At 45.6% G+C, this 21,661-nt stretch carries 31 protein-coding genes; all 31 read right to left on the bottom strand.

Annotated features, from left to right (window positions below):
• Positions 1 to 2 precede the first annotated feature (2 nt).
• A complete protein-coding gene (locus HW560_RS09390) occupies positions 3 to 311 on the bottom strand; it encodes a KOW domain-containing RNA-binding protein (RefSeq protein WP_090905291.1) in 309 nt (102 codons plus the stop codon).
• Between the two features lie 10 nt (positions 312 to 321).
• Positions 322 to 1,074 (bottom strand): type I methionyl aminopeptidase, encoded by a 753-nt coding sequence (gene map, locus HW560_RS09385; RefSeq protein ID WP_024633569.1) that lies wholly within the window; start codon positions 1,072 to 1,074, stop codon positions 322 to 324.
• 4 nt (positions 1,075 to 1,078) lie between these two features.
• On the bottom strand, positions 1,079 to 1,723 hold the full coding sequence (locus HW560_RS09380) for an adenylate kinase (RefSeq protein WP_024633570.1): 645 nt from the start codon (positions 1,721 to 1,723) through the stop codon (positions 1,079 to 1,081).
• A gap of 90 nt (positions 1,724 to 1,813) precedes the next feature.
• Complete coding sequence (gene secY, locus HW560_RS09375) at positions 1,814 to 3,112, bottom strand: preprotein translocase subunit SecY (RefSeq protein ID WP_062329461.1); 1,299 nt, start codon at positions 3,110 to 3,112, stop codon at positions 1,814 to 1,816.
• On the bottom strand, positions 3,112 to 3,552 hold the full coding sequence (gene rplO / locus HW560_RS09370) for a 50S ribosomal protein L15 (RefSeq protein ID WP_062836188.1): 441 nt from the start codon (positions 3,550 to 3,552) through the stop codon (positions 3,112 to 3,114). The genes secY and rplO overlap by 1 nt, the downstream gene beginning before the upstream one ends.
• 43 nt (positions 3,553 to 3,595) lie before the next feature.
• Positions 3,596 to 3,781, bottom strand: coding sequence for a 50S ribosomal protein L30 (rpmD, locus tag HW560_RS09365; protein WP_017692092.1), 186 nt, complete (start codon positions 3,779 to 3,781; stop codon positions 3,596 to 3,598).
• A gap of 12 nt (positions 3,782 to 3,793) precedes the next feature.
• The gene (gene rpsE, locus HW560_RS09360) at positions 3,794 to 4,291 is read right to left on the bottom strand and encodes a 30S ribosomal protein S5 (protein ID WP_017692091.1); all 498 of its coding nucleotides are present in this window, start codon (positions 4,289 to 4,291) and stop codon (positions 3,794 to 3,796) included.
• Positions 4,292 to 4,318: 27 nt separating this feature from the next.
• Complete coding sequence (gene rplR, locus HW560_RS09355) at positions 4,319 to 4,687, bottom strand: 50S ribosomal protein L18 (protein ID WP_062329465.1); 369 nt, start codon at positions 4,685 to 4,687, stop codon at positions 4,319 to 4,321.
• A 117-nt stretch (positions 4,688 to 4,804) separates the two neighbouring features.
• Entirely contained in the window at positions 4,805 to 5,347 is a 543-nt protein-coding gene (gene rplF, locus HW560_RS09350; protein ID WP_024633576.1) for a 50S ribosomal protein L6, read from the bottom strand.
• 30 nt (positions 5,348 to 5,377) lie between these two features.
• The gene (rpsH, locus tag HW560_RS09345; RefSeq protein ID WP_017692088.1) at positions 5,378 to 5,776 is read right to left on the bottom strand and encodes a 30S ribosomal protein S8; all 399 of its coding nucleotides are present in this window, start codon (positions 5,774 to 5,776) and stop codon (positions 5,378 to 5,380) included.
• A 32-nt stretch (positions 5,777 to 5,808) separates the two neighbouring features.
• Positions 5,809 to 5,994, bottom strand: a complete 186-nt coding sequence (locus HW560_RS09340) for a type Z 30S ribosomal protein S14 (RefSeq protein ID WP_013312154.1) — start codon at positions 5,992 to 5,994, stop codon at positions 5,809 to 5,811.
• Positions 5,995 to 6,067: 73 nt separating this feature from the next.
• Positions 6,068 to 6,610 (bottom strand): 50S ribosomal protein L5, encoded by a 543-nt coding sequence (gene rplE / locus HW560_RS09335; RefSeq protein ID WP_062329467.1) that lies wholly within the window; start codon positions 6,608 to 6,610, stop codon positions 6,068 to 6,070.
• Between the two features lie 32 nt (positions 6,611 to 6,642).
• On the bottom strand, positions 6,643 to 6,996 hold the full coding sequence (rplX, locus tag HW560_RS09330; RefSeq protein WP_024633578.1) for a 50S ribosomal protein L24: 354 nt from the start codon (positions 6,994 to 6,996) through the stop codon (positions 6,643 to 6,645).
• Positions 6,997 to 7,035: 39 nt separating this feature from the next.
• On the bottom strand, positions 7,036 to 7,404 hold the full coding sequence (rplN, locus tag HW560_RS09325) for a 50S ribosomal protein L14 (protein WP_090905289.1): 369 nt from the start codon (positions 7,402 to 7,404) through the stop codon (positions 7,036 to 7,038).
• A gap of 35 nt (positions 7,405 to 7,439) precedes the next feature.
• Positions 7,440 to 7,706: a 30S ribosomal protein S17 gene (gene rpsQ / locus HW560_RS09320; RefSeq protein ID WP_024633580.1), complete on the bottom strand. Its 267-nt coding sequence runs from the start codon at positions 7,704 to 7,706 to the stop codon at positions 7,440 to 7,442.
• Between the two features lie 48 nt (positions 7,707 to 7,754).
• Positions 7,755 to 7,952, bottom strand: a complete 198-nt coding sequence (gene rpmC / locus HW560_RS09315) for a 50S ribosomal protein L29 (RefSeq protein ID WP_017692083.1) — start codon at positions 7,950 to 7,952, stop codon at positions 7,755 to 7,757.
• Positions 7,942 to 8,376 (bottom strand): 50S ribosomal protein L16, encoded by a 435-nt coding sequence (gene rplP / locus HW560_RS09310; RefSeq protein ID WP_076292170.1) that lies wholly within the window; start codon positions 8,374 to 8,376, stop codon positions 7,942 to 7,944. The genes rpmC and rplP overlap by 11 nt, the downstream gene beginning before the upstream one ends.
• Positions 8,377 to 8,378: 2 nt before the next feature.
• Positions 8,379 to 9,044, bottom strand: coding sequence for a 30S ribosomal protein S3 (gene rpsC / locus HW560_RS09305; protein ID WP_024633582.1), 666 nt, complete (start codon positions 9,042 to 9,044; stop codon positions 8,379 to 8,381).
• Between the two features lie 15 nt (positions 9,045 to 9,059).
• Positions 9,060 to 9,392 carry a 50S ribosomal protein L22 gene (gene rplV / locus HW560_RS09300; RefSeq protein WP_024633583.1) on the bottom strand — a complete coding sequence of 111 codons (333 nt, stop codon included), beginning with the start codon at positions 9,390 to 9,392 and terminating at the stop codon, positions 9,060 to 9,062.
• Positions 9,393 to 9,427: 35 nt separating this feature from the next.
• Complete coding sequence (rpsS, locus tag HW560_RS09295; protein WP_024633584.1) at positions 9,428 to 9,706, bottom strand: 30S ribosomal protein S19; 279 nt, start codon at positions 9,704 to 9,706, stop codon at positions 9,428 to 9,430.
• Positions 9,707 to 9,777: 71 nt separating this feature from the next.
• Positions 9,778 to 10,608 carry a 50S ribosomal protein L2 gene (rplB, locus tag HW560_RS09290; protein ID WP_076292169.1) on the bottom strand — a complete coding sequence of 277 codons (831 nt, stop codon included), beginning with the start codon at positions 10,606 to 10,608 and terminating at the stop codon, positions 9,778 to 9,780.
• Positions 10,609 to 10,639: 31 nt separating this feature from the next.
• Complete coding sequence (gene rplW / locus HW560_RS09285) at positions 10,640 to 10,930, bottom strand: 50S ribosomal protein L23 (RefSeq protein WP_024633586.1); 291 nt, start codon at positions 10,928 to 10,930, stop codon at positions 10,640 to 10,642.
• Positions 10,930 to 11,553 carry a 50S ribosomal protein L4 gene (gene rplD / locus HW560_RS09280; RefSeq protein WP_062329471.1) on the bottom strand — a complete coding sequence of 208 codons (624 nt, stop codon included), beginning with the start codon at positions 11,551 to 11,553 and terminating at the stop codon, positions 10,930 to 10,932. The genes rplW and rplD overlap by 1 nt, the downstream gene beginning before the upstream one ends.
• A 25-nt stretch (positions 11,554 to 11,578) precedes the next feature.
• Complete coding sequence (gene rplC / locus HW560_RS09275) at positions 11,579 to 12,202, bottom strand: 50S ribosomal protein L3 (RefSeq protein ID WP_090905287.1); 624 nt, start codon at positions 12,200 to 12,202, stop codon at positions 11,579 to 11,581.
• 45 nt (positions 12,203 to 12,247) lie between these two features.
• Positions 12,248 to 12,556, bottom strand: a complete 309-nt coding sequence (rpsJ, locus tag HW560_RS09270; RefSeq protein ID WP_017692074.1) for a 30S ribosomal protein S10 — start codon at positions 12,554 to 12,556, stop codon at positions 12,248 to 12,250.
• Positions 12,557 to 12,994: 438 nt separating this feature from the next.
• The gene (gene tuf, locus HW560_RS09265) at positions 12,995 to 14,185 is read right to left on the bottom strand and encodes an elongation factor Tu (protein WP_076292167.1); all 1,191 of its coding nucleotides are present in this window, start codon (positions 14,183 to 14,185) and stop codon (positions 12,995 to 12,997) included.
• Positions 14,186 to 14,282: 97 nt separating this feature from the next.
• Positions 14,283 to 16,361: an elongation factor G gene (gene fusA, locus HW560_RS09260; RefSeq protein ID WP_090905285.1), complete on the bottom strand. Its 2,079-nt coding sequence runs from the start codon at positions 16,359 to 16,361 to the stop codon at positions 14,283 to 14,285.
• Positions 16,362 to 16,408: 47 nt separating this feature from the next.
• Positions 16,409 to 16,879: a 30S ribosomal protein S7 gene (rpsG, locus tag HW560_RS09255; protein ID WP_007432586.1), complete on the bottom strand. Its 471-nt coding sequence runs from the start codon at positions 16,877 to 16,879 to the stop codon at positions 16,409 to 16,411.
• 88 nt (positions 16,880 to 16,967) lie between these two features.
• Complete coding sequence (rpsL, locus tag HW560_RS09250; RefSeq protein ID WP_056697677.1) at positions 16,968 to 17,390, bottom strand: 30S ribosomal protein S12; 423 nt, start codon at positions 17,388 to 17,390, stop codon at positions 16,968 to 16,970.
• A 153-nt stretch (positions 17,391 to 17,543) separates the two neighbouring features.
• Entirely contained in the window at positions 17,544 to 17,792 is a 249-nt protein-coding gene (locus HW560_RS09245) for a ribosomal L7Ae/L30e/S12e/Gadd45 family protein (RefSeq protein WP_076292165.1), read from the bottom strand.
• 216 nt (positions 17,793 to 18,008) lie between these two features.
• On the bottom strand, positions 18,009 to 21,623 hold the full coding sequence (rpoC, locus tag HW560_RS09240) for a DNA-directed RNA polymerase subunit beta' (protein ID WP_076292164.1): 3,615 nt from the start codon (positions 21,621 to 21,623) through the stop codon (positions 18,009 to 18,011).
• Positions 21,624 to 21,661: the final 38 nt, after the last annotated feature.

Genomic DNA, 21,661 nt, shown 5'->3' with positions numbered 1-21,661 from the left:
AGTCAGTCTCCTTTCTCTTCAGCTTGAATGTTGGTGGATTCCAGAAACGAATGAACCGCATAGCGGAGCTTTCCGTTTGTCACCCGACCACTCTCGTTTAAACTGTTTACGACCTCTCTGCTAATCATCGGTTGGAGTTCAAGATGAAGAATATTCTTCTTCTTGGGTTGATCAAACTTACGTTTGTCTCCATCCGCAATATATACGAACCTGCTGTCCGCTATAGCAACAATTACTGCGGCTTGGTCCGCATTGCGGCCTTTACGGATCTTCACAAGTTGACCGAGCTGCGGATTAGACTGATTGTTCATGCCTTATCACCTACGCATTCAGTTTTGTGAAAATTTCCATGCCTTCTGGTGTAACTGCTACGGTGTGTTCAAAGTGGGCGCATAACGATCCATCAACAGTGACGACAGTCCAGTTATCTTCCAACGTTTTCACATACCGTCTGCCTGCGTTAACCATCGGCTCTATGGCCAGCACCATGCCCGCTTTAAGCCGTGGTCCCCGATCAGGAAGACCATAGTTCGGAATCTGTGGTTCTTCGTGCAGATCCGCTCCTATGCCGTGACCGACATATTCACGTACTACCGAGAACCCTTCATCTTCAATATATTTCTGAATCGCATGAGATATTGTAAACAAGCGAACGTCCGGTTTAACCAGCGCCAGACCTGCGTATAACGAAGCCTCGGTAACGTCCAGAAGACGACGGGCTTCTTCGGAAATACGGCCGACTGGATATGTCCAGGCGGAATCTCCGTGATAACCCTGGTACTGCGCGCCAATGTCAAACGTAACGATATCGCCCTCGTTCAACTTTCGTTTGCCGGGAAATCCATGCACCAACTCTTCATTCACTGAAGCGCACACACTGGCAGGGAAACCGTTATAACCTTTGAAAGACGGCACAGCTCCTTGACTGCGGATGTATTGATCGGCCATATGGTCAAGTTCTCCAGTCGTAATACCGGGAGCGATATGCTCTGCCAAGAGACGATGCGTTTCCGCAACAATTCTCCCCGCTTCCCTCATCAAGCCCAGTTCCGTTTCGGACTTACCAATGATCATTCAATTAACCTCGCAGCAGGGACACGATTTCATGAGAAACTTGATCGATATCCTGCTCTCCGTCCATTTGACGAAGAAGGCCTTTGTTCTCATAAAATGTGAGGAGTGGTGCTGTTTTGTTGATATATTCGTCGAGACGTGTGCCTACGCTCTCTTCATTATCATCAGAGCGTTGGTACAAGTCACCGCCGCATTTATCACAAATACCTTCCTGCTTAGGCGGATTGAATACGACATGATAGGTGGCGCCACAGTTCTTACAAATGCGACGACCCGTCAGACGGGCGAGCAATTTGTTGCGGTCCACTTTCAGGTTGATTACATGATCGAGACCTGAGTTCAGTCGATCCAGAATACCATCGAGCGCTTCTGCTTGAGACAGGGTTCTTGGAAAACCATCCAAGAGGAATCCTTCTCTGCAATCAGGCTGCTGCAAACGTTCTTCAACGATGCCGATCGTTACATCATCTGGTACTAGCAATCCTTGATCCATATATTCCTTGGCTTTCAGGCCAATGGGAGTTCCCTGCTTAATCGCGAGACGAAATGCATCGCCTGTTGAAATATGGGGAATACCGAACTCTTTCACAATGACGTCTGCTTGCGTTCCTTTTCCTGCCCCCGGAGGGCCCATGAATAGGATGTTCACGTTATGTCACTCCCTCCAAGACTACCCTACATCAACAAACAGCACAATAGGTGCCGGCAAGTAAATCTTAACTTGACCGGTACCTATTGCCTATTTATTGATAAAACCTTTGTAGTGGCGTTTGATCAATTGGCTTTCGATTTGCTTCATCGTATCCAGCGCAACACCGATAACGATCAGGAGAGACGTTCCTCCAATTTGCGCAGATTGAGGCAAACCAGAAAGTGCCCCCAAGATTACAGGCAGAACGGAAATTACTGCCAAGAAGATGGCACCTGCCGTTGTCAAACGAGTCATGACACGGGTCAGATATTTCTCGGTTGCTTTACCCGGACGAATGCCTGGGATGTAACCGCCGTTCTTTTTCATGTTGTCAGCCATCTGCTGTGGATTCATCTGTACAAAAGTATAGAAGAATGTGAATCCGAAAATCATCACTACATACAGTAACATACCCAGAGGTTTATGAGTAGTGAGATTGGCTCCGATCCACTGTGCCCATGCACGATCAGCCCAGAAGTTGGCGATGATCGATGGGAACATCAACAGAGATGAAGCAAAGATGACAGGGATAACACCTGCTGCATTAATCTTCAGCGGGATATGTGTGTTCTGTCCACCGTACATTTTGTTACCTACGACGCGTTTAGCGTACTGTACAGGAATTTTCCGAATCGCCTGCTGAATGTAAATGACACCTATGATAATCAGTACAATAACAATTGCAACGATTACCCCTTTAAGAATGTTCATGAACAGTTGATCAGCTTGGATGAAGTCAGATTCGATTGTTTGTTTGATAATGTTAGGCACCGTTGATAGGATACCCGCAAAGATCAAAATCGAAATCCCGTTTCCTATGCCCTTCTCGGTGATCTGCTCACCAAGCCACATTAGGAATGAAGTACCGGCCGTAAGTACAATCGCGATCAAGATATAATCTGCAAATGTTGCATTAGGCACCATTTCTGTATTGTACAAGCGGTTGAATCCGATCGACGTACCAAACGCTTGAATCAATGCCAGACCTACCGTTAAATAACGGGTCAGTTGTGCAGATTTTTTCTTACCTTGTTCCCCCTGCTTAGCCCACTCCGCTAATTTTGGAATAACGTCCATGGAAAGCAGCTGCACTATGATAGACGCAGTGATGTAAGGCACGATCCCGAGCGCAAATATCGAGAACTGAAAGAGCGCTCCACCCGAGAACGTATTGAGAAGTCCAAAAACTTCTTTACCCGCAGAATTTGTCGCTTCGAACACATCTTTGTTAACTCCCGGTACGGGGACAAAGGAGCCGATGCGGTAAATGATCAGTACAAAAAGGGTAAATAATACCCTTTTGCGCAGATCTTCAACCCGCCAGATATTCTTTAGGGTCTTGAACATTAAATCACCTCAGTTGTACCGCCGGCAGCTTCAATTTTCTCAATAGCAGATTGAGAAAACTTGTTAGCTTTAACAGTCAGCTTCACAGTGACATCACCGTTACCCAGGATTTTGATTCCGGATTTAGCGTTTTTAACTACGCCGTTCGTCATCAAGAATTCTGGAGTTACTTCAGTACCCGCAGCAAAACTGTTCAGGTCTTCAGTATTCACAACTGCATATTCTTTGCGAGTTGGGTTTACAAAACCACGTTTTGGCAAGCGACGATACAATGGATTTTGTCCACCTTCGAAGCCTGGACGTACTCCACCGCCAGAACGAGCGTTTTGTCCTTTGTGACCGCGACCTGATGTTTTACCTGTACCACTACTTGGACCGCGACCAAGACGTTTACGTTCTTTGCGGGATCCAGGAGATGGTGAAAGCTCATGTAACTTCATCGTTCGTTGCACCTCCTTAAAGATTTGTGGGATTAACCCTTTTTTAAGCTTCTACTTCTTTAACAGCGACCAAGTGGCTTACTTTGTTAATCATACCACGAATGGCAGGATTGTCGTTTTGAACCACTTTACTGTTGATTTTGCGCAAGCCCAATGTTTTCACAGTTGTTCTTTGCGTCTCCGGACGTCCGATCAAGCTGCGGACGAGGGTAATTTCTAATTTAGCCATGAGATTCCCTCCTTAACCCAGAAGCTCTTCGACGGATTTGCCGCGCAGTTTTGCCACGTCTTCAGCACGCTTCAAACGGGACAAACCTTCCAAAGTCGCATTGACCATGTTCATGGAATTCGAAGAACCCAGAGATTTTGTCAAAATGTCACCTACACCAGCAAGTTCGAGAACCGCACGTACAGGACCACCAGCGATAACACCAGTACCTTCAGATGCTGGTTTCAACAGAACGCGTCCTGCGCCGAACTTACCTGTTACCAAGTGAGGAATCGAAGTTCCTACGAGTGGAACGTGTACAAGGTTTTTCTTAGCGTCTTCAATACCTTTGCGAATTGCATCAGGTACTTCGCCCGCTTTACCGATACCAGCTCCAACCCAGCCGTTGCCGTCGCCGACTACAACCAGTGCGCTAAAGCTGAAACGGCGTCCGCCTTTTACTACTTTAGCTACGCGATTAATATTTACAACTCTTTCAGTCAGTTCCAAAGTATTCGGATCTACACGCAAGTCGTTAACCTCCTTTTGAAAAATATCTTAAAACTCAAGTCCTGCTTCACGAGCCGCTGCAGCCAATGCTGCGATACGACCATGGTACAGATAACCGCTACGGTCAAATACGATGTTAGAAACGCCTTTGTCTTTTGCACGTTTAGCAACGAGTTCGCCAACTTTACGAGCAGATTCAACAGATGCGCCGTTTTTGATGTCGCCGCTCAATTCTTTGTCTACAGTAGACGCGGAAGCAATCGTAACACCAGCTACATCATCGATGATTTGAGCATACATATGTTTACCAGAACGGAATACGTTCAAACGAGGACGTGCTGCCGTTCCTTGGATTTTCTTACGAACACGCAGGTGTCTTTTCAGACGAGCCTTGTTTTTATCTTGTTTCGTAATCATCTCAGGGATTCACTCCTTTCAGGTTACCTCGCTGGCTTCAAACCGGAAGCCACGGGGTATATTAGAAACACAAGAAGCAAGCAAGCCGAAAACCGCGCAAAGGCGGTAAGAAAAATCTTATTTCTTCTTACCGGCTTTACCTTCCTTACGGATGATACGCTCGCCTTCATATTTGATACCTTTACCTTTGTACGGCTCAGGTTCACGAACGGAACGGATTTTAGCAGCGTAAGCACCTACACGCTCTTTATCGATTCCGCGAACGATGATTTTCGTATTCGAAGGAACTTCGAATTCGATTCCCGCTTCCGGTGTAATTTCAACCGGGTGAGAGTACCCAACGTTCAGAACGATTTTATCTCCGGATTTGCTTGCACGATATCCGACCCCAACCAGCTCCAGAGATTTTGCGAATCCTTCAGTAACACCACTCACCATGTTGTTTACAACGCTACGCGTTGTGCCGTGCAAAGAACGGTGAGTTTTGTTATCGGAAGGACGCACAACTGTAATTTCGTTGTTTTCAACTGTAACCTTCATGTCTTTATGAAGTTCACGAGTCAAAGATCCTTTTGGTCCTTTTACCGTAATAACGGTGTTGTCCAGTGTGATGTCCACACCACTTGGTACTGTAATTGGTTTGCGACCAATACGAGACATATGTTGCACCTCCTATCTTGTGACGTTATATTACCAAACGTAGCAGACGACTTCTCCGCCGGATTTTGATTGACGAGCTTCTTTGTCCGTCATGATACCTTTGGATGTCGAGATAATAGCGATACCCAGACCACCAAGTACACGAGGTACTTCGTTGCTTTTCGTGTAAACACGAAGACCAGGTTTACTGATTCTTTTCAGACCAGTAATAACACGCTCGTTATTTTGACCGTATTTCAGGAAAACACGGATAATCCCTTGTTTGTTATCATCGATAACTTCAGCGTCACGGATAAAACCTTCACGCTTCAAGATGTCGGCGATTTGTTTTTTCATTGTCGAAGCAGGCATTTCTACCGTTTCGTGACGAACTGTGTTCGCGTTACGAATACGAGTAAGCATATCTGCAATTGGATCAGACATAGTCATTGTGAGTTAACCTCCTTCCCGTTCAGGACTTTTTACCAGCTTGCTTTTTTCACGCCAGGGATCTGGCCTTTATAAGCTAATTCACGGAAGCAAATTCTGCAAATTTTGAACTTCTGCAGTACCGAATGTGGACGTCCGCAACGCTCACAGCGTGTATAAGCACGTACTTTAAACTTTGGTGTACGTTGTTGTTTAACTTTCATCGAAGTTTTTGCCACTTAGCCTGACACCTCCTAAATAATTTCGGAGAAAAGGGAGTCTTTCCAGACACCCGGAAACGTTATAGCAACATTATTTTACGAAAGGCATTCCGAGTTGCGTGAGCAATTCACGGGATTCTTCGTCTGTTTTCGCCGTTGTTACGATGACAATATCCATACCGCGGACTTTGTCTACTTTATCATACTCGATCTCTGGGAAGATCAATTGTTCTTTCAGACCCAGTGTGTAGTTACCACGTCCGTCGAAAGCTTTGCTCGATACACCGCGGAAGTCGCGGACACGAGGAAGCGTAACGTTGAACAGTTTATCGAGGAAGAAGTACATGCGCTCGCCGCGCAATGTTACTTTCACACCGATAGGCATGTTCTCACGCAGTTTGAAACCTGCGATAGATTTTTTAGCACGAGTGATTACAGGTTTTTGACCTGCGATCAGTTGCAAATCGTTTACTGCGGAATCCAACACTTTAGAGTTTTGAACTGCATCGCCCACACCCATGTTGATAACGATTTTCTCGATTTTCGGCACTTGCATTACCGTTGTATAGTTGAACTTCTGCATCAAAGCAGGAGCAATTTCGTTAAGGTAACGTTCTTTCATTCTTGCTGCCATGAATCATAGACCTCCTTTCTCATTCGGTTCAATTAGTCGATAATTTCTCCGGAACGTTTTGCAACGCGCACTTTCTTTCCGTTATCCAACACTTTGTAACCTACACGGGTTACTTTTCCGCTCTTCGGATCGATGTGCATTACGTTGGAAACGTGAATCGGAGCTTCCTTCTCGATAATGCCGCCTTGCGGATTTTGCTGGTTAGGCTTCTGGTGTTTTTTAATCATGTTAACACCTTCCACAAGGACGCGGTTCTCACGAGGATAAGCAGCGATGACACGGCCTTTTTTACCTTTGTCTTTACCGCTGATCACCATAACTGTATCTTCTTTTTTAACATGAAGTTTATTGTTATGGGATTCCAGAACTTTTTTCACTCTTGGCATTTCGTACACCTCCTGTTTCTAACATCACGAGATTAAGCTTTAGATAACTTCTGGGGCCAAGGAAACGATTTTCATGAAGTCTTTCTCGCGGAGTTCACGAGCAACAGGTCCGAAAATACGTGTTCCACGTGGGCTTCTGTCGTCTTTTACAACAACCGCTGCATTTTCATCAAAACCGATGTAGGAACCGTCTTTACGACGTACAGAACGTTTCGTACGAACAACAACCGCTCTAACTACATCACCTTTTTTGACAACGCCGCCTGGTGTTGCTTGTTTTACCGAACAAACGATCAGATCACCGATTTGAGCTGTACGACGTCCCGTACCGCCGAGTACGCGGATACACATCAGTTCCTTCGCACCGGAGTTGTCGGCCACAGCCAAACGTGTAAATGGTTGAATCATTTAGTATTCCTCCTTTCAGCTATGCTGCTGATGCATTAGATGATAATCGCTTTTTCTACGACTTCAGTAAGTCTCCAGCGTTTATCTTTCGAAAGCGGACGAGTCTCCATGATTTTCACCGTGTCACCGATTTTCGCAGTGTTTTCTTCGTCATGCGCTTTGAATTTTTTAGTAACCTTGATACGTTTATGGTACAAGTCGTGTTTTTTGTAAGTTTCTACAGCAACAACGATCGTTTTATCCATTTTATCACTGACTACTTTACCTGTTTGCACTTTACGTGCGTTACGTTCTTCGCTCATTGTTGGCCTCCTTCCTGATTACGGACGGATTAGACATCCGATCCCTAATTAACCGATTCCCAATTCTCTTTCACGGATAATGGTTTTAGCACGAGCTATTTCTTTCCGCACATCACGGATTCGAGTCGGGTTATCCAGCTGACCGGTAGCGAGTTGAAAGCGGAGGTTAAAGAGTTCTTCTTTAAATCCGGCAATCTTTTGCTCGATTTCAGCAGAGGTTAGGTTGCGAAATTCACTAGCTTTCATTTGCTTCACCACCCAATTCTTCACGTTTCACAAACTTCGTTTTGATTGGCAGTTTGTGAGCGGCAAGACGCATTGCTTCGCGAGCAATATCCTCCGGTACACCAGCAAGTTCAAACATGATCTTACCTGGTTTCACAACTGCAACCCATTTTTCTACGTTACCTTTACCGCTACCCATCCGAACCTCGAGAGGCTTTTGAGTGATTGGTTTGTCTGGGAAGATTTTAATCCAAACTTTACCACCACGTTTGATGTAACGAGTCATCGCAATACGAGCCGCTTCGATTTGACGGTTCGTAATCCAAGCCGGTTCCGTAGCTTGCAGACCGTATTCGCCAAAGTTCAGCGTAGTTCCGCCTTTAGCTTGGCCCTTCATATGTCCGCGTTGTTGCTTACGGTGTTTTACACGTTTTGGTACCAACATGATTAGTTGCCTCCTTCCTTAGCAGCTTGTTTCTTAGCCGTAGGAAGAACCTCTCCACGATAGATCCATACTTTTACGCCGATACGGCCGTAAGTAGTATGAGCCTCTGCTGTACCGTAGTCGATGTCGGCACGAAGCGTGTGCAGTGGAACAGTTCCTTCGCTGTAGCCTTCCGAACGAGCAATCTCAGCACCGCCAAGACGTCCGCCCACTTGAGTTTTAATACCTTTTGCACCAGAGCGCATTGTTCTTTGAATAGCTTGTTTCAGAGCACGACGGAAAGAAACACGACGTTCCAATTGTTGTGCGATGCTTTCAGCTACCAGGATTGCGTCCAGGTCTTGGTTCTTAATTTCAGAAATGTTGATGTGTACTTTTTTACCGCCTGCGATTTTCGTAATTTGATTACGCAGATTTTCAACTTCCGAACCACCCTTACCGATAACCATACCTGGTTTCGCAGTGTGAATCGTTACGTTTACGCGGTTAGCCGCTCTCTCGATTTCAACACGAGACATAGCGGAGTCTTTCAATTTATTTTTCAGGAATTCACGAATTTTCACGTCTTCCATCAAAAGATCGCCGAAGTCTTTACCTGCATACCACTTAGATTCCCAGTCACGGATAATTCCGACACGGAGTCCGACTGGATTTACCTTTTGGCCCACACATTTCCCCTCCTTCTACTTTTCAGATACCACCAAAGTGATGTGGCTAGTACGTTTGTTAATACGACTTGCACGTCCCATTGCACGAGGGCGGAAACGTTTCATTGTCGGTCCTTGGTTCACGTAAGCTTGCGAAATGACCAAGTTATTAACATCCAAAGAATAGTTATGTTCCGCATTTGCAATCGCGGAGTTAAGCAACTTCTCAACAATCGGAGAAGCGGATTTCGGAGTGTGACGGAGAATGGCAACCGCCTCACCAACTTGCTTGCCGCGAATCAAGTCAACAACGAGTTGAACTTTACGAGGAGCAATCCGGATAAACTTAGCATGTGCTTTTGCTTCCATTGTGTAACCTCCTCTCAAACATTAAAGATGTTCATTTATCTTCTTGTTTTCTTATCATCATCAGTATGGCCTTTGTACGTACGGGTTGGAGCGAACTCACCCAATTTGTGTCCGACCATGTCCTCAGTTACGTATACTGGTACGTGTTTACGACCGTCATATACGCCAAATGTGTGTCCGATGAATTGCGGGAAAATTGTAGAACGACGGGACCAGGTTTTAATAACAAGCTTTTTACCGGATGCTTCCATCTCTTCTACCTTTTTCAGCATGTAGCCATCAATGAATGGCCCTTTTTTCAAACTGCGACCCATGTGGAGATCCTCCCTTCAAACGTAGCTATTATGCATCCGCAGATGCCTCACGAAGTTATGCACAGTGTGTATTACTTCGTGCGGCGGCGAATGATGTATTTATCAGAAGCTTTATTTTTCTTACGCGTTTTGTAACCAAGAGTAGGTTTACCCCATGGTGACATTGGCGATTTACGTCCGATTGGAGCACGACCTTCACCACCACCGTGTGGGTGATCGTTAGGGTTCATTACTACACCACGAACTTCAGGACGTTGTCCCAACCAACGGCTACGACCGGCTTTACCGATTTTGATGAGCTCGTGGTCTTGGTTACCAACAGATCCGATTGTTGCGCGGCAAACTTTCAGAATACGACGAACTTCTCCGGAAGAGAGACGAACGGATACGTATTTTTCTTCTTTACCAAGCAATTGAGCTTCTGTACCAGCAGCACGAACCAATTGTCCGCCTTTACCTGGTTTCAACTCGATGTTGTGGATAACGGTACCTACTGGAATGTTTTCAAGTGGCAGTGCGTTACCGATTTTGATGTCTGCGTCAGGACCGGAGAATACTTGATCGCCAACTTTCAGACCTTTAGGAGCGATAATGTAACGTTTCTCACCATCAGCGTAGTGAATCAAAGCGATGTTGGATGTACGGTTCGGGTCATACTCAATCGTAGCAACGCGGCCCGGTATTCCATCTTTAGTACGTTTGAAGTCAATGATACGGTATTTACGTTTGTGTCCACCACCGTGGTGACGAACTGTAATTTTACCTTGGTTGTTGCGGCCTGCTTGTTTGCTCAACGGGGCCAACAACGATTTCTCCGGCTTATCTGTGGTGATTTCCTCAAATGTAGAAACGGACATGTTCCGTCTTGCCGGGGATGTTGGTTTATACTTTTTGATTGGCACTAGGTTTCCCTCCTTACTTCAAAAATTTCAATTATACAGTTTCAAAGAACTCAAGCGTTTTGCTGTCTTGTGTCAGCGTTACAAACGCTTTTTTCCATTCGCTTGTATATCCGGAATAACGTCCGTACCGTTTAGGCTTAGCTGGAACACGCAGAGTGTTCACGTTTTTCACTTTTACGTTGAAAATAGCTTCTACGGCTTTTTTGATCTCGGTTTTGTTTGCACGGATATCGACTTCAAATACATATTTCAAGTCGTTCATCATGTCAGCAGTACGTTCCGTAATAATCGGACGTTTTACAATATCACGAGGATCCTTCATTACGCGAGCACCTCCTCTACCTTCTGAACTGCTTCTTTCGTAATGATCAATTTGTCGTGCGAAAGCACGTCAAGAACATTAATGCCGTCAGCAGCTACGAATTTCACGCCAGGAATATTCCGTGCGGAAAGAGCCACATTATCATCATAGCTAGGAGCTACGATCAAAGCTTTGCGTCCAACTTTCAAGTTGTTCAAGATGGCTGCAAATTCTTTTGTTTTAGGTGTGCTCAGCGTGAGAGCATCCAGAACGATAATGTCATTGTCGATCACTTTGGATGAAAGAGCTGATTTGATCGCCAAACGGCGAACTTTCTTAGGCAGTTTGTATGCATAGCTCCGTGGTGTCGGACCAAATACGATACCGCCGCCTTTCCATTGTGGAGAACGAATCGAACCTTGGCGAGCGCGACCTGTACCTTTTTGTTTCCAAGGTTTACGTCCACCGCCACGTACTTCAGAACGTCCTTTTACTTTGTGGGTACCTTGACGAAGGGAAGCGCGTTGCATAAGAACTGCATCGTACAGAACGTGTTGGTTCGGCTCAATTCCGAAAACCGCATCGTTCAATTCAACTTCGCCTACTTGGCTACCATCTACATTGTAAACTGATACTTTTGGCATTTTGTGTTCCTCCTTTCTTCAGTGGTTATTTTTTCACCGTTTCTTTAACTTTTACAAGGCTGTTCTTCGGTCCAGGAATGGAACCTTTCACGAGCAACACGTTACGCTCAGCGTCTACTTTAACAACTTCAAGACGTTGGATTGTAACAGTCTCATGTCCCATGTGTCCTGGCAAGTGTTTGCCTTTAGGAACGCGGTTAGCTTGGATCGAACCCATCGAACCTGGGCCACGGTGATAACGAGAACCGTGTGACATAGGTCCAGTGCTTTGTCCCCAACGTTTGATTACGCCGGCAAAACCTTTACCTTTAGAAATACCTGTTACGTCAACGAACTCGCCTTCTGCGAAAATGTCAGCTTTCAATTCTTGGCCAACTTCATATTCCGCGATGTTAATGCCGCGAAGTTCACGAACGTAGCGCTTAGGTGCAGTATTCGCTTTTTTAGCGTGTCCTGCTTCTGGCTTGTTAGCATTTTTCTCTTTCTTATCGGAGTAACCGATTTGAACTGCTTCGTAGCCATCGTTCTCAAGATCTTTCTTCTGCAAAACAACACAAGGTCCTGCTTCGATAACCGTTACTGGAACGACGTTACCTTCAGGTGTAAATACTTGAGTCATTCCAAGTTTTTTTCCTAAGATACCTTTCATGTTGACACCTCTTTTCCTTCATAAATAATCTAATGTTGCTTTATATTACAATTTAATTTCGATATCTACACCGGACGGCAGATCCAAGCGCATCAAGGCATCCACAGTTTGTGGAGTCGGGTTAACGATATCGATCAAACGCTTATGAGTGCGTTGTTCGAATTGTTCCCGAGAATCCTTGTACTTGTGCACCGCACGAAGAATAGTAATGATTTGTTTTTCAGTTGGAAGCGGAATCGGACCGGATACACCAGCACCCGAACGTTTTGCAGTTTCAACAATTTTCTCCGCGGATTGATCAAGAATTCTGTGGTCGTAAGCTTTCAAACGAATACGAATTTTTTGCTTTGCCATTTTAGTCCCTCCTTCTATCGCCCAATTTGGTATCGGACATACTCCGTGAAAATTTTCTAGCCACTCTCCCATGGCAAAGGGGCCGGGTGTGCCAGTAACCTCTCACATCATCGCAACGTCACAGAACAACATTCATTATTATATAGAAAAGATGGGCGTATTGCAAGCATATTTAAGAAAAACATTTAAACTAATCTTTTCGAGTGAAATGACTTCGTTTAATATGTTGTTTTCCTACTCTATACTAGCTGCCTTAGCCAATCTTTCTTTACAATTCCGAATGATCTTCAAACCTTGTGACGCAGGTTCCGAATCATTTACATAATAAAAGAGTTCTCTATCCGATGTCGGATAAAGAACTCTTCCGAAGCTTCGTTACAGTACAATGTTACTCGTTCCAGTACACTGTTGCATATGCTTACTCAGCGATAAGCTGAATTATTTTTGAATAGTTGCTACGGAACCTGCACCTACTGTACGGCCACCTTCACGAATGGAGAACTTAGTTCCTTCTTCAATCGCGATTGGGGAGATCAGTTGAACAGTAACCGTGATGTTGTCACCAGGCATTACCATTTCAGTACCTTCTGGCAAGTTGATGATACCAGTTACGTCAGTTGTACGGAAGTAGAACTGTGGACGGTATCCAGTGAAGAAAGGCTTGTGACGGCCACCCTCTTCTTTAGTCAAAACGTAGATTTGTGCAGAGAATTCTGTGTGTGGTTTAACAGAACCCGGTTTTGCCAATACTTGTCCACGCTCGATTTGAGTACGGTCAACACCACGCAGCAATGCGCCGATGTTGTCACCCGCTTGAGCGGAATCCAGCAATTTACGGAACATTTCAACGCCCGTAACTACGGATTTTTTAGTTTCTTCAGTAATACCAACGATTTCGATCTCTTCGCCGACTTTAACAGTACCACGCTCTACACGACCTGTAGCAACAGTACCACGACCAGTGATGGAGAATACGTCCTCGACAGGCATCAAGAAAGGTTTGTCAGTTTGACGCTCAGGCAGTGGGATGTACGTATCGATTTCTTTGAACATCTCAACGATTTTTTGAGCCCACTCACCATCAGGGTTTTGCAGAGCTTCACGAGCGGATCCACGAGTGATTGGAGTATCATCACCTGGGAACTCATATTCGTTAAGAAGGTCGCGAACTTCCATCTCAACCAATTCCAACAACTCTTCGTCTTCAACCATGTCACATTTGTTCAAGAATACAACAATGTAAGGTACGCCTACTTGACGGGAGAGCAAGATGTGCTCACGAGTTTGTGGCATTGGGCCGTCAGCTGCGGATACTACCAAGATAGCTCCGTCCATTTGAGCCGCGCCAGTGATCATGTTTTTAACATAGTCGGCGTGACCTGGGCAGTCTACGTGAGCGTAGTGACGAGTGTCAGTTTCGTACTCAACGTGAGCTGTGGAGATTGTGATACCGCGCTCGCGCTCTTCTGGAGCTTTGTCGATTTGGTCGAATGCTACAGCAGCACCACCGTAAGTTTTAGACAATACAGTTGTGATTGCAGCAGTCAGAGTTGTTTTACCATGGTCGACGTGACCGATAGTACCAATGTTAACGTGGGGTTTATTACGTTCGTATTTAGCCTTTGCCATTTGAACGTGGCCTCCTTAAAATTATAATTTTATGTTTTCACTAAATGAAGTGCAAAGAATATATGACTCTTATGCACTTTCATTCAATGAGAGAAAACTACTCGGTTCCTTTTGTTTTGGCAACAATCTCTTCAGCGATGCTCTTAGGAACTTCTTCATAGTGAGAAAGCTCCATGGAGAATACGCCGCGTCCTTGAGTACCGGAACGAAGAGTTGTAGAGTATCCGAACATTTCAGACAAAGGTACTTTAGCACGGATGATTTGGGCTCCACTACGGGAATCCATACCTTCGATGCGGCCACGACGGGAGTTAAGCATACCCATAACGTCACCCATGTACTCTTCTGGAACGGTTACTTCTACTTTCATGATTGGCTCAAGCAGAACTGGACTACATTTGTCTTTCGCAGCTTTCAGCGCCATTGATCCGGCAATTTTAAATGCCATCTCGTTGGAATCGACATCATGGTAAGATCCGTCTACGATTGTAGCCTTAACGTCAACAAGCGGGAAGCCTGCGATAACGCCGTTTTTCATTTGCTCTTCGATACCTGCAAGAGCTGGTTGAATGTATTCTCTTGGAACGGAACCACCGACAACCTTACTTTCGAACTGGCTGCCTGTACCCGGCTCGAGAGGTTCGAACTCAACCCATACGTGACCGTATTGACCACGACCACCGGATTGACGAACGAATTTACCTTCAACGCGCGCTGGTGCACGGAATGTTTCACGGTAAGCTACTTGTGGTTTACCCACAGTAGTTTCAACCTTGAACTCACGACGCATACGGTCAATGATGATATCAAGGTGAAGCTCACCCATACCTGCCAAGATTGTTTGGCCTGTTTCTTCGTCAGTATGAGCACGAAGAGTAGGATCCTCTTCAGTCAACTTACCGAGAGCAACACCCATTTTATCTTGGTCAGCTTTGGTTTTAGGTTCAACGGCGATTTCGATAACCGGATCAGGGAAGTTCATTGACTCCAGGATAACCGGATTTTTCTCATCACACAGTGTATCACCTGTACCCGTATCTTTCAAACCTACGGCAGCTGCAATGTCACCGGAGTAAACTTCAGTGATCTCTTGACGGCTGTTCGCATGCATTTGAAGGATACGACCGATACGCTCACGTTTATTTTTAGTGGCGTTCAATACGTAAGAACCGGATTGAAGAACACCGGAATATACGCGGAAGAATGTCAATTTACCAACGTAAGGGTCAGTCATGATTTTGAAGGCCAATGCAGAGAATGGCTCTTCATCGGAAGACTTGCGAATAGCTTCAGTTCCATCTTCGAGGTGACCAGTGATAGCTGGTACATCAGTTGGAGCTGGCAAGTAGTCGATAACAGCATCCAACATCAGTTGAACACCTTTGTTACGATATGAGGAACCACAGATAACAGGGAAGATCTTAACATCTACAACACCTTTACGGAGAGCGCCTTTGATCTCTTCAATAGTGATCTCTTCGCCTTCCAGGTATTTCATTGTCAATTCTTCATCCAGTTCTGCGACACGCTCGATCAATTCGTTACGGAGTTCTTCAACTTGCTCTTTGAATTCCGCAGGAATTTCGGTTTCCTCGATATTTTGACCAAGGTCATCTTTGTACATATGAGCCTTTTGTTCAACGATATCGATAATACCGATGAAATCATTTTCAGCACCGATTGGAAGTTGAATCGCAACAGCGTTCGCTTGAAGGCGATCACGCATGTCAGATACAACGTTCAGGAAGTCAGCACCGATGATATCCATTTTGTTTACGTAAGCGATACGAGGTACGCCGTACTTGTCAGCCTGTCTCCATACGGTTTCGGACTGAGGCTCAACGCCTTCTTTCGCACTGAATACACCAACTGCTCCGTCCAATACACGAAGGGAACGTTCAACTTCAACAGTGAAGTCAACGTGTCCCGGGGTATCAATGATATTAACGCGGTGGCCCTTCCAAGCAGCGGTAGTCGCAGCGGAAGTAATCGTAATTCCGCGCTCCTGTTCCTGTTCCATCCAGTCCATTGTCGCAGCGCCTTCGTGAACTTCACCGATTTTGTGCGTACGGCCTGTGTAGAACAAGATCCGCTCAGTTGTAGTGGTTTTACCCGCGTCAATATGAGCCATGATCCCGATATTACGTGTATTTTTCAAGGAGAACTCTCTTGCCATGAATTGGGTCTCCCTTCAAAATTGAAGTTATTATTGTGAACTGAATCCTACCAACGGTAGTGAGCAAACGCTTTGTTTGCTTCAGCCATTTTGTGCGTGTCTTCACGTTTCTTAACGGAAGCGCCTGTGTTGTTGGAAGCGTCGATGATCTCAGCCGCCAAACGCTCTTCCATTGTTTTCTCACCGCGGTTGCGGGAGTAGTTCACGAGCCAACGTAATCCCAAAGAAGTACGTCTCTCTGGTTTTACCTCGATTGGTACTTGGTAGTTGGCACCGCCGACACGGCGAGCTTTAACTTCCAGGACTGGCATGATATTCTTGATTGCTGCTTCAAATACTTCCATCGGGTCATTACCCGTACGTTCTTGAATCAACTTGAACGCATTATACAGAATGCTTTGAGCAACACCGCGTTTTCCGTCGAGCATGATGCGGTTGATCAAACGAGTAACCAACTTGGAGTTGTATACCGGATCTGGCAACACGTCTCTTTTCGTAACTGGACCTTTGCGTGGCATGGATATCCCCCTTTCTTTCTTGTTGAGCCAATCCAACATTTTCAGATATTAATCCAAAAGGTAAATAGGATGGCTACTTATTAATGTTTTAGGCTTTTTTAGCTTTTGGACGTTTAGCACCGTATTTCGAACGAGCTTGCATACGGTTGTTTACGCCTGCAGTATCAAGAGCTCCACGAACGATGTGATAACGAACCCCTGCAAGGTCTTTAACTTTACCTCCGCGGATCAACACAACGCTGTGCTCTTGAAGGTTATGTCCGATTCCCGGGATATAAGCAGTTACCTCGAGACGGTTCGTCAAACGAACACGGGCATACTTACGAAGTGCAGAGTTTGGTTTACGTGGAGTCATTGTACCTACACGAGTGCAGACACCACGTTTTTGTGGGGCACTGATGTTAGTAGATTCACGTTTCAAAGCGTTGAACCCTTTTTGCAAAGCTGGCGATTTGGACTTGTCAACTTTAGCTTGACGTCCTTTACGAACCAGTTGGTTAATAGTTGGCATGTGATTGCCACCCCCTTCCTCAATTGTTCATGTTTCTTTATAAACCTCTTTACGCTAAGTCCACAGACCCAGGCGGTTCATAAAAAGACAAATGAAAAGTTTTTGCCTTGGAGAATCCCTAAAAGTTCTCGGACAAAAACGTTCCTTACTCTATCATTTTGCGACAGCAGCCATTGCTGCTCCCACTCCAATCCCGCAAGCTTTGCCGAGATTTTTCATTGTGTCCACTTTCGTGTACTTCACATTGTGTTGTTCACACAAGGCAATGATTTTGGAAGTGAGCTGCGGATCACTATCTTCAGCCACATAGACTTCAGCAGCCATTCCTGACTGGACCATCCGCATGGTCTGTTTGGTACCAATTTTGACATGAGCATCTTGCAGACCTTTTTCATTAGACATTGTTCATTCCTCCGAATAGGACCATATACAATCAGCTGCCCACGCACCTTTGATATATTAGCATCTAGCGCAAGCAATGTCAATGCTAATCCTAAAACATTTTCTTGCAAGTTTTGCTATACCGGGAAACGTCCGTCCGTATAAAACAGTCGTCCGCCCCCTGGCATACAAAACCTTAACTTATCCTATTAATTAGAATAAAGTTAGCAAATCAATTTAATCAACCGAAACTGGCTCAAGTTCTTCTACTGAAGATTGGCCATCTTCTGGTTCAGCAAATTTGATGCTGCGGTAACGGTTCATGCCCGTACCTGCAGGAATCAATTTACCGATGATTACATTTTCCTTCAGACCGAGCAACTGATCGACTTTACCTTTGATCGCTGCATCTGTCAGGACACGTGTAGTCTCTTGGAACGATGCCGCTGAGAGGAATGAGTCTGTTTCCAGGGATGCTTTCGTAATACCGAGCAGGATTGGTTTCGCAACCGCTGGCTCTTTATCACTCAGAATCGCTGTTTTGTTAGCTCTTTCGTACTCATGCGTATCCACGAATGATCCTGGCAACAGCGTAGTGTCCCCTGCATCGACGATACGGATTTTACGCAACATTTGACGGATCATAACTTCAACGTGTTTGTCATTGATTTCTACGCCTTGGTTACGGTATACGCGCTGTACTTCCTGCAAAATGTAGTTCTGTACGCCACGTACGCCTTTAATGCGCAGCATTTCTTTTGGATCGATAGAACCATCTGTCAACTCGTCACCAGCTTCAATTTCCATGCCTTCGCTTACGCGCACACGGGAACCGTAGGTAACAGAGTAAACTTTGGATTCTGCTTCACCTTGAATTTCGATTTCACGACGATCTTTCGCTTCGCGAATCTCTTTGACAACACCATCAATCTCACTGATTGTTGCTTGACCCTTAGGATTACGAGCCTCAAACAATTCCTGGATACGCGGCAAACCTTGCGTAATATCGTCTCCGGCTACACCACCGGTGTGGAATGTACGCATTGTCAACTGTGTTCCTGGCTCACCAATGGATTGTGCTGCGATAATACCAACTGCTTCACCGATTTCCACGTGTTTACCAGTCGCCAAGTTGCGACCATAACACTTCTTGCAAACACCGTGACGAGCACGGCAGCTGAGTACGGAACGGATTTGCAATTTAGTTACGCCAGCTTTGATGATTGCTTCTGCTTTATCGGAGTCAATCAGCTCATTGCGGTGTGCAATAACTTCTTTTGTTTCCGGATGACGAACAGTTTCGAAGCAGTATCTGCCTTCAATACGGTCATAGAGATCCTCGATAACCTCTTTACCATCCTGAATACGACTTACCGTAAAGCCTTTATCTGTACCACAATCATCTTCACGCACGATCACGTCTTGTGCAACGTCTACGAGACGACGAGTCAGGTAACCTGAGTCGGCTGTACGCAGGGCTGTATCCGCGAGACCTTTACGCGCACCGTGAGTGGAAATAAAGTACTCGAGTACTGTCAGACCTTCACGGAAGTTCGATTTGATTGGGAGTTCGATAATTCGACCAGATGGGTTGGCCATCAGACCACGCATACCGCCCAATTGGGTAATTTGCGATTTGTTACCCCGCGCTTTGGAGTCAACCATCATCATGATGGAGTTATAACGATCCATCGATTTCATCAGAATCTCGGTGATATCATCTTTCGATTTCGACCAGATATCAATGATGCGGTCATAGCGCTCTTCGTTCGTAATCAGACCACGACGGTACTGGTTCGTAACGATTTGTGCTTTTTCTTCCGACTGTCTAAGAATTTCGGTTTTCTCTTCCGGAACGATAACATCCGATACCGCAACCGTAATACCGGCACGAGTGGAGTATGTGAATCCGAGTTGTTTGATTTTATCCAAAATAACGGCTGTTTCCGTTGTATGATAAATTTCAAAGCAACGTGCGATGATCGAACCGAGATATTCTTTACCGACACCACCAGCCAAAGGAGCGTTCATAATCGCTTCTCTAAGGTCAGCACCCTTCTCATATACAAATGAATGCTCAGCGGTACCTTGGTAAAGGTTCGCACGAGTTGCATCATTGATGTAAGGGAAGCTTGCCGGGAAGATTTCATTAAAGATGATTTTGCCGACAGTAGTCAGCAACATTGCATCTTGTTGTTCGTCGGTGAAGCTTGTTTTGCCAAGTGCTCTAACCGGGATCGCTACACGAGCATGCAAACCTGCAGTACCACGTTGGTACGCGGATACAGCTTCGTTTACTGTGCGCAAAATCATACCTGTTCCTTTTTCTTCCTTGTTGTCCATGGTCAGGTAGTAAGAACCAAGGACCATATCCTGGGAAGGAGTAACAACCGGTTTACCGTCTTTCGGGTTCAAAATGTTACCTGATGCAAGCATCAGGATACGTGCTTCTGCTTGAGCTTCAGCAGACAACGGAACGTGCACGGCCATTTGGTCACCGTCAAAGTCGGCATTGTATGCCGTACATACGAGCGGGTGAAGACGGATTGCTTTACCTTCAACGAGAATCGGTTCAAATGCTTGAATACCGAGTCTGTGAAGTGTTGGGGCACGGTTCAGCAGAACCGGGTGCTCCTTAATTACTTCTTCAAGAACATCCCATACTTCAGGACTTACACGCTCAACTTTACGTTTAGCGCTCTTGATGTTGTGGGCAAGGCCTTTATTTACAAGCTCTTTCATAACAAAAGGCTTGAACAGTTCAAGTGCCATATCTTTAGGCAGACCGCACTGATACATTTTCAGGTAAGGTCCGACTACGATAACGGAACGACCGGAATAGTCAACCCGTTTACCGAGCAAGTTCTGACGGAAACGTCCTTGTTTACCTTTCAGCATGTGGCTGAGGGATTTCAAAGGACGGTTACCAGGACCCGTTACAGGGCGTCCACGACGGCCATTGTCGATCAATGCGTCAACAGCTTCCTGCAGCATCCGTTTTTCATTTTGCACGATAATGTCTGGCGCGCCCAGGTCAAGCAAACGTTTCAGACGGTTGTTCCGGTTGATTACACGGCGATACAGGTCATTCAGGTCAGACGTTGCAAAACGTCCACCATCCAGCTGTACCATAGGACGAAGTTCTGGCGGGATAACAGGAAGTACATCCATGATCATCCACTCAGGTTTATTACCCGAGTTGCGGAATGCTTCGATAACTTCCAAACGTTTAATCGCACGGTTACGACGTTGTCCTTGTGCAGTGCGGAGCTCTTCCTTCAGGAATTCGAGCTCTTTATCCACATCAAGGTCTTGAAGCAGTTTTTTAACGGCTTCTGCACCCATGCCAGCTTGGAATCCATATCCGTATTTCTCACGGTAGCTGCGGTATTCTTTCTCGGACAACAGCTGTTTTTTCTCCAGTGGAGTTTCTCCTGGATCAGTTACTACATATGATGCAAAATAAATAATCTCCTCAAGAGATCTTGGAGACATATCCAAAGCGAGACCCATGCGGCTCGGAATACCTTTGAAGTACCAGATGTGCGATACCGGAGCAGCGAGCTCAATATGGCCCATCCGTTCGCGGCGTACTTTCGCACGTGTCACTTCAACGCCACAACGATCACAGACAACGCCTTTATAACGGACGCGTTTGTATTTACCGCAATGACATTCCCAGTCTTTTGTAGGGCCAAAAATCTTTTCGCAGAACAGCCCTTCTTTTTCCGGTTTCAACGTACGATAGTTGATCGTTTCCGGTTTTTTCACTTCTCCGCGGGACCAAGAACGAATTTTTTCTGGGGAAGCAAGCCCGATCTTCATGTATTCGAAATTGTTGACGTCCAACAAGGAGCAACCCTCCTTAACCAAGTCCTGTATTCTAGGTT

Origin of the sequence: Paenibacillus sp. E222 (assembly GCF_013401555.1) — a bacterium.
Taxonomy (GTDB): domain Bacteria; phylum Bacillota; class Bacilli; order Paenibacillales; family Paenibacillaceae; genus Paenibacillus.
This window is presented reverse-complemented; position numbering and strand designations above follow the sequence as displayed.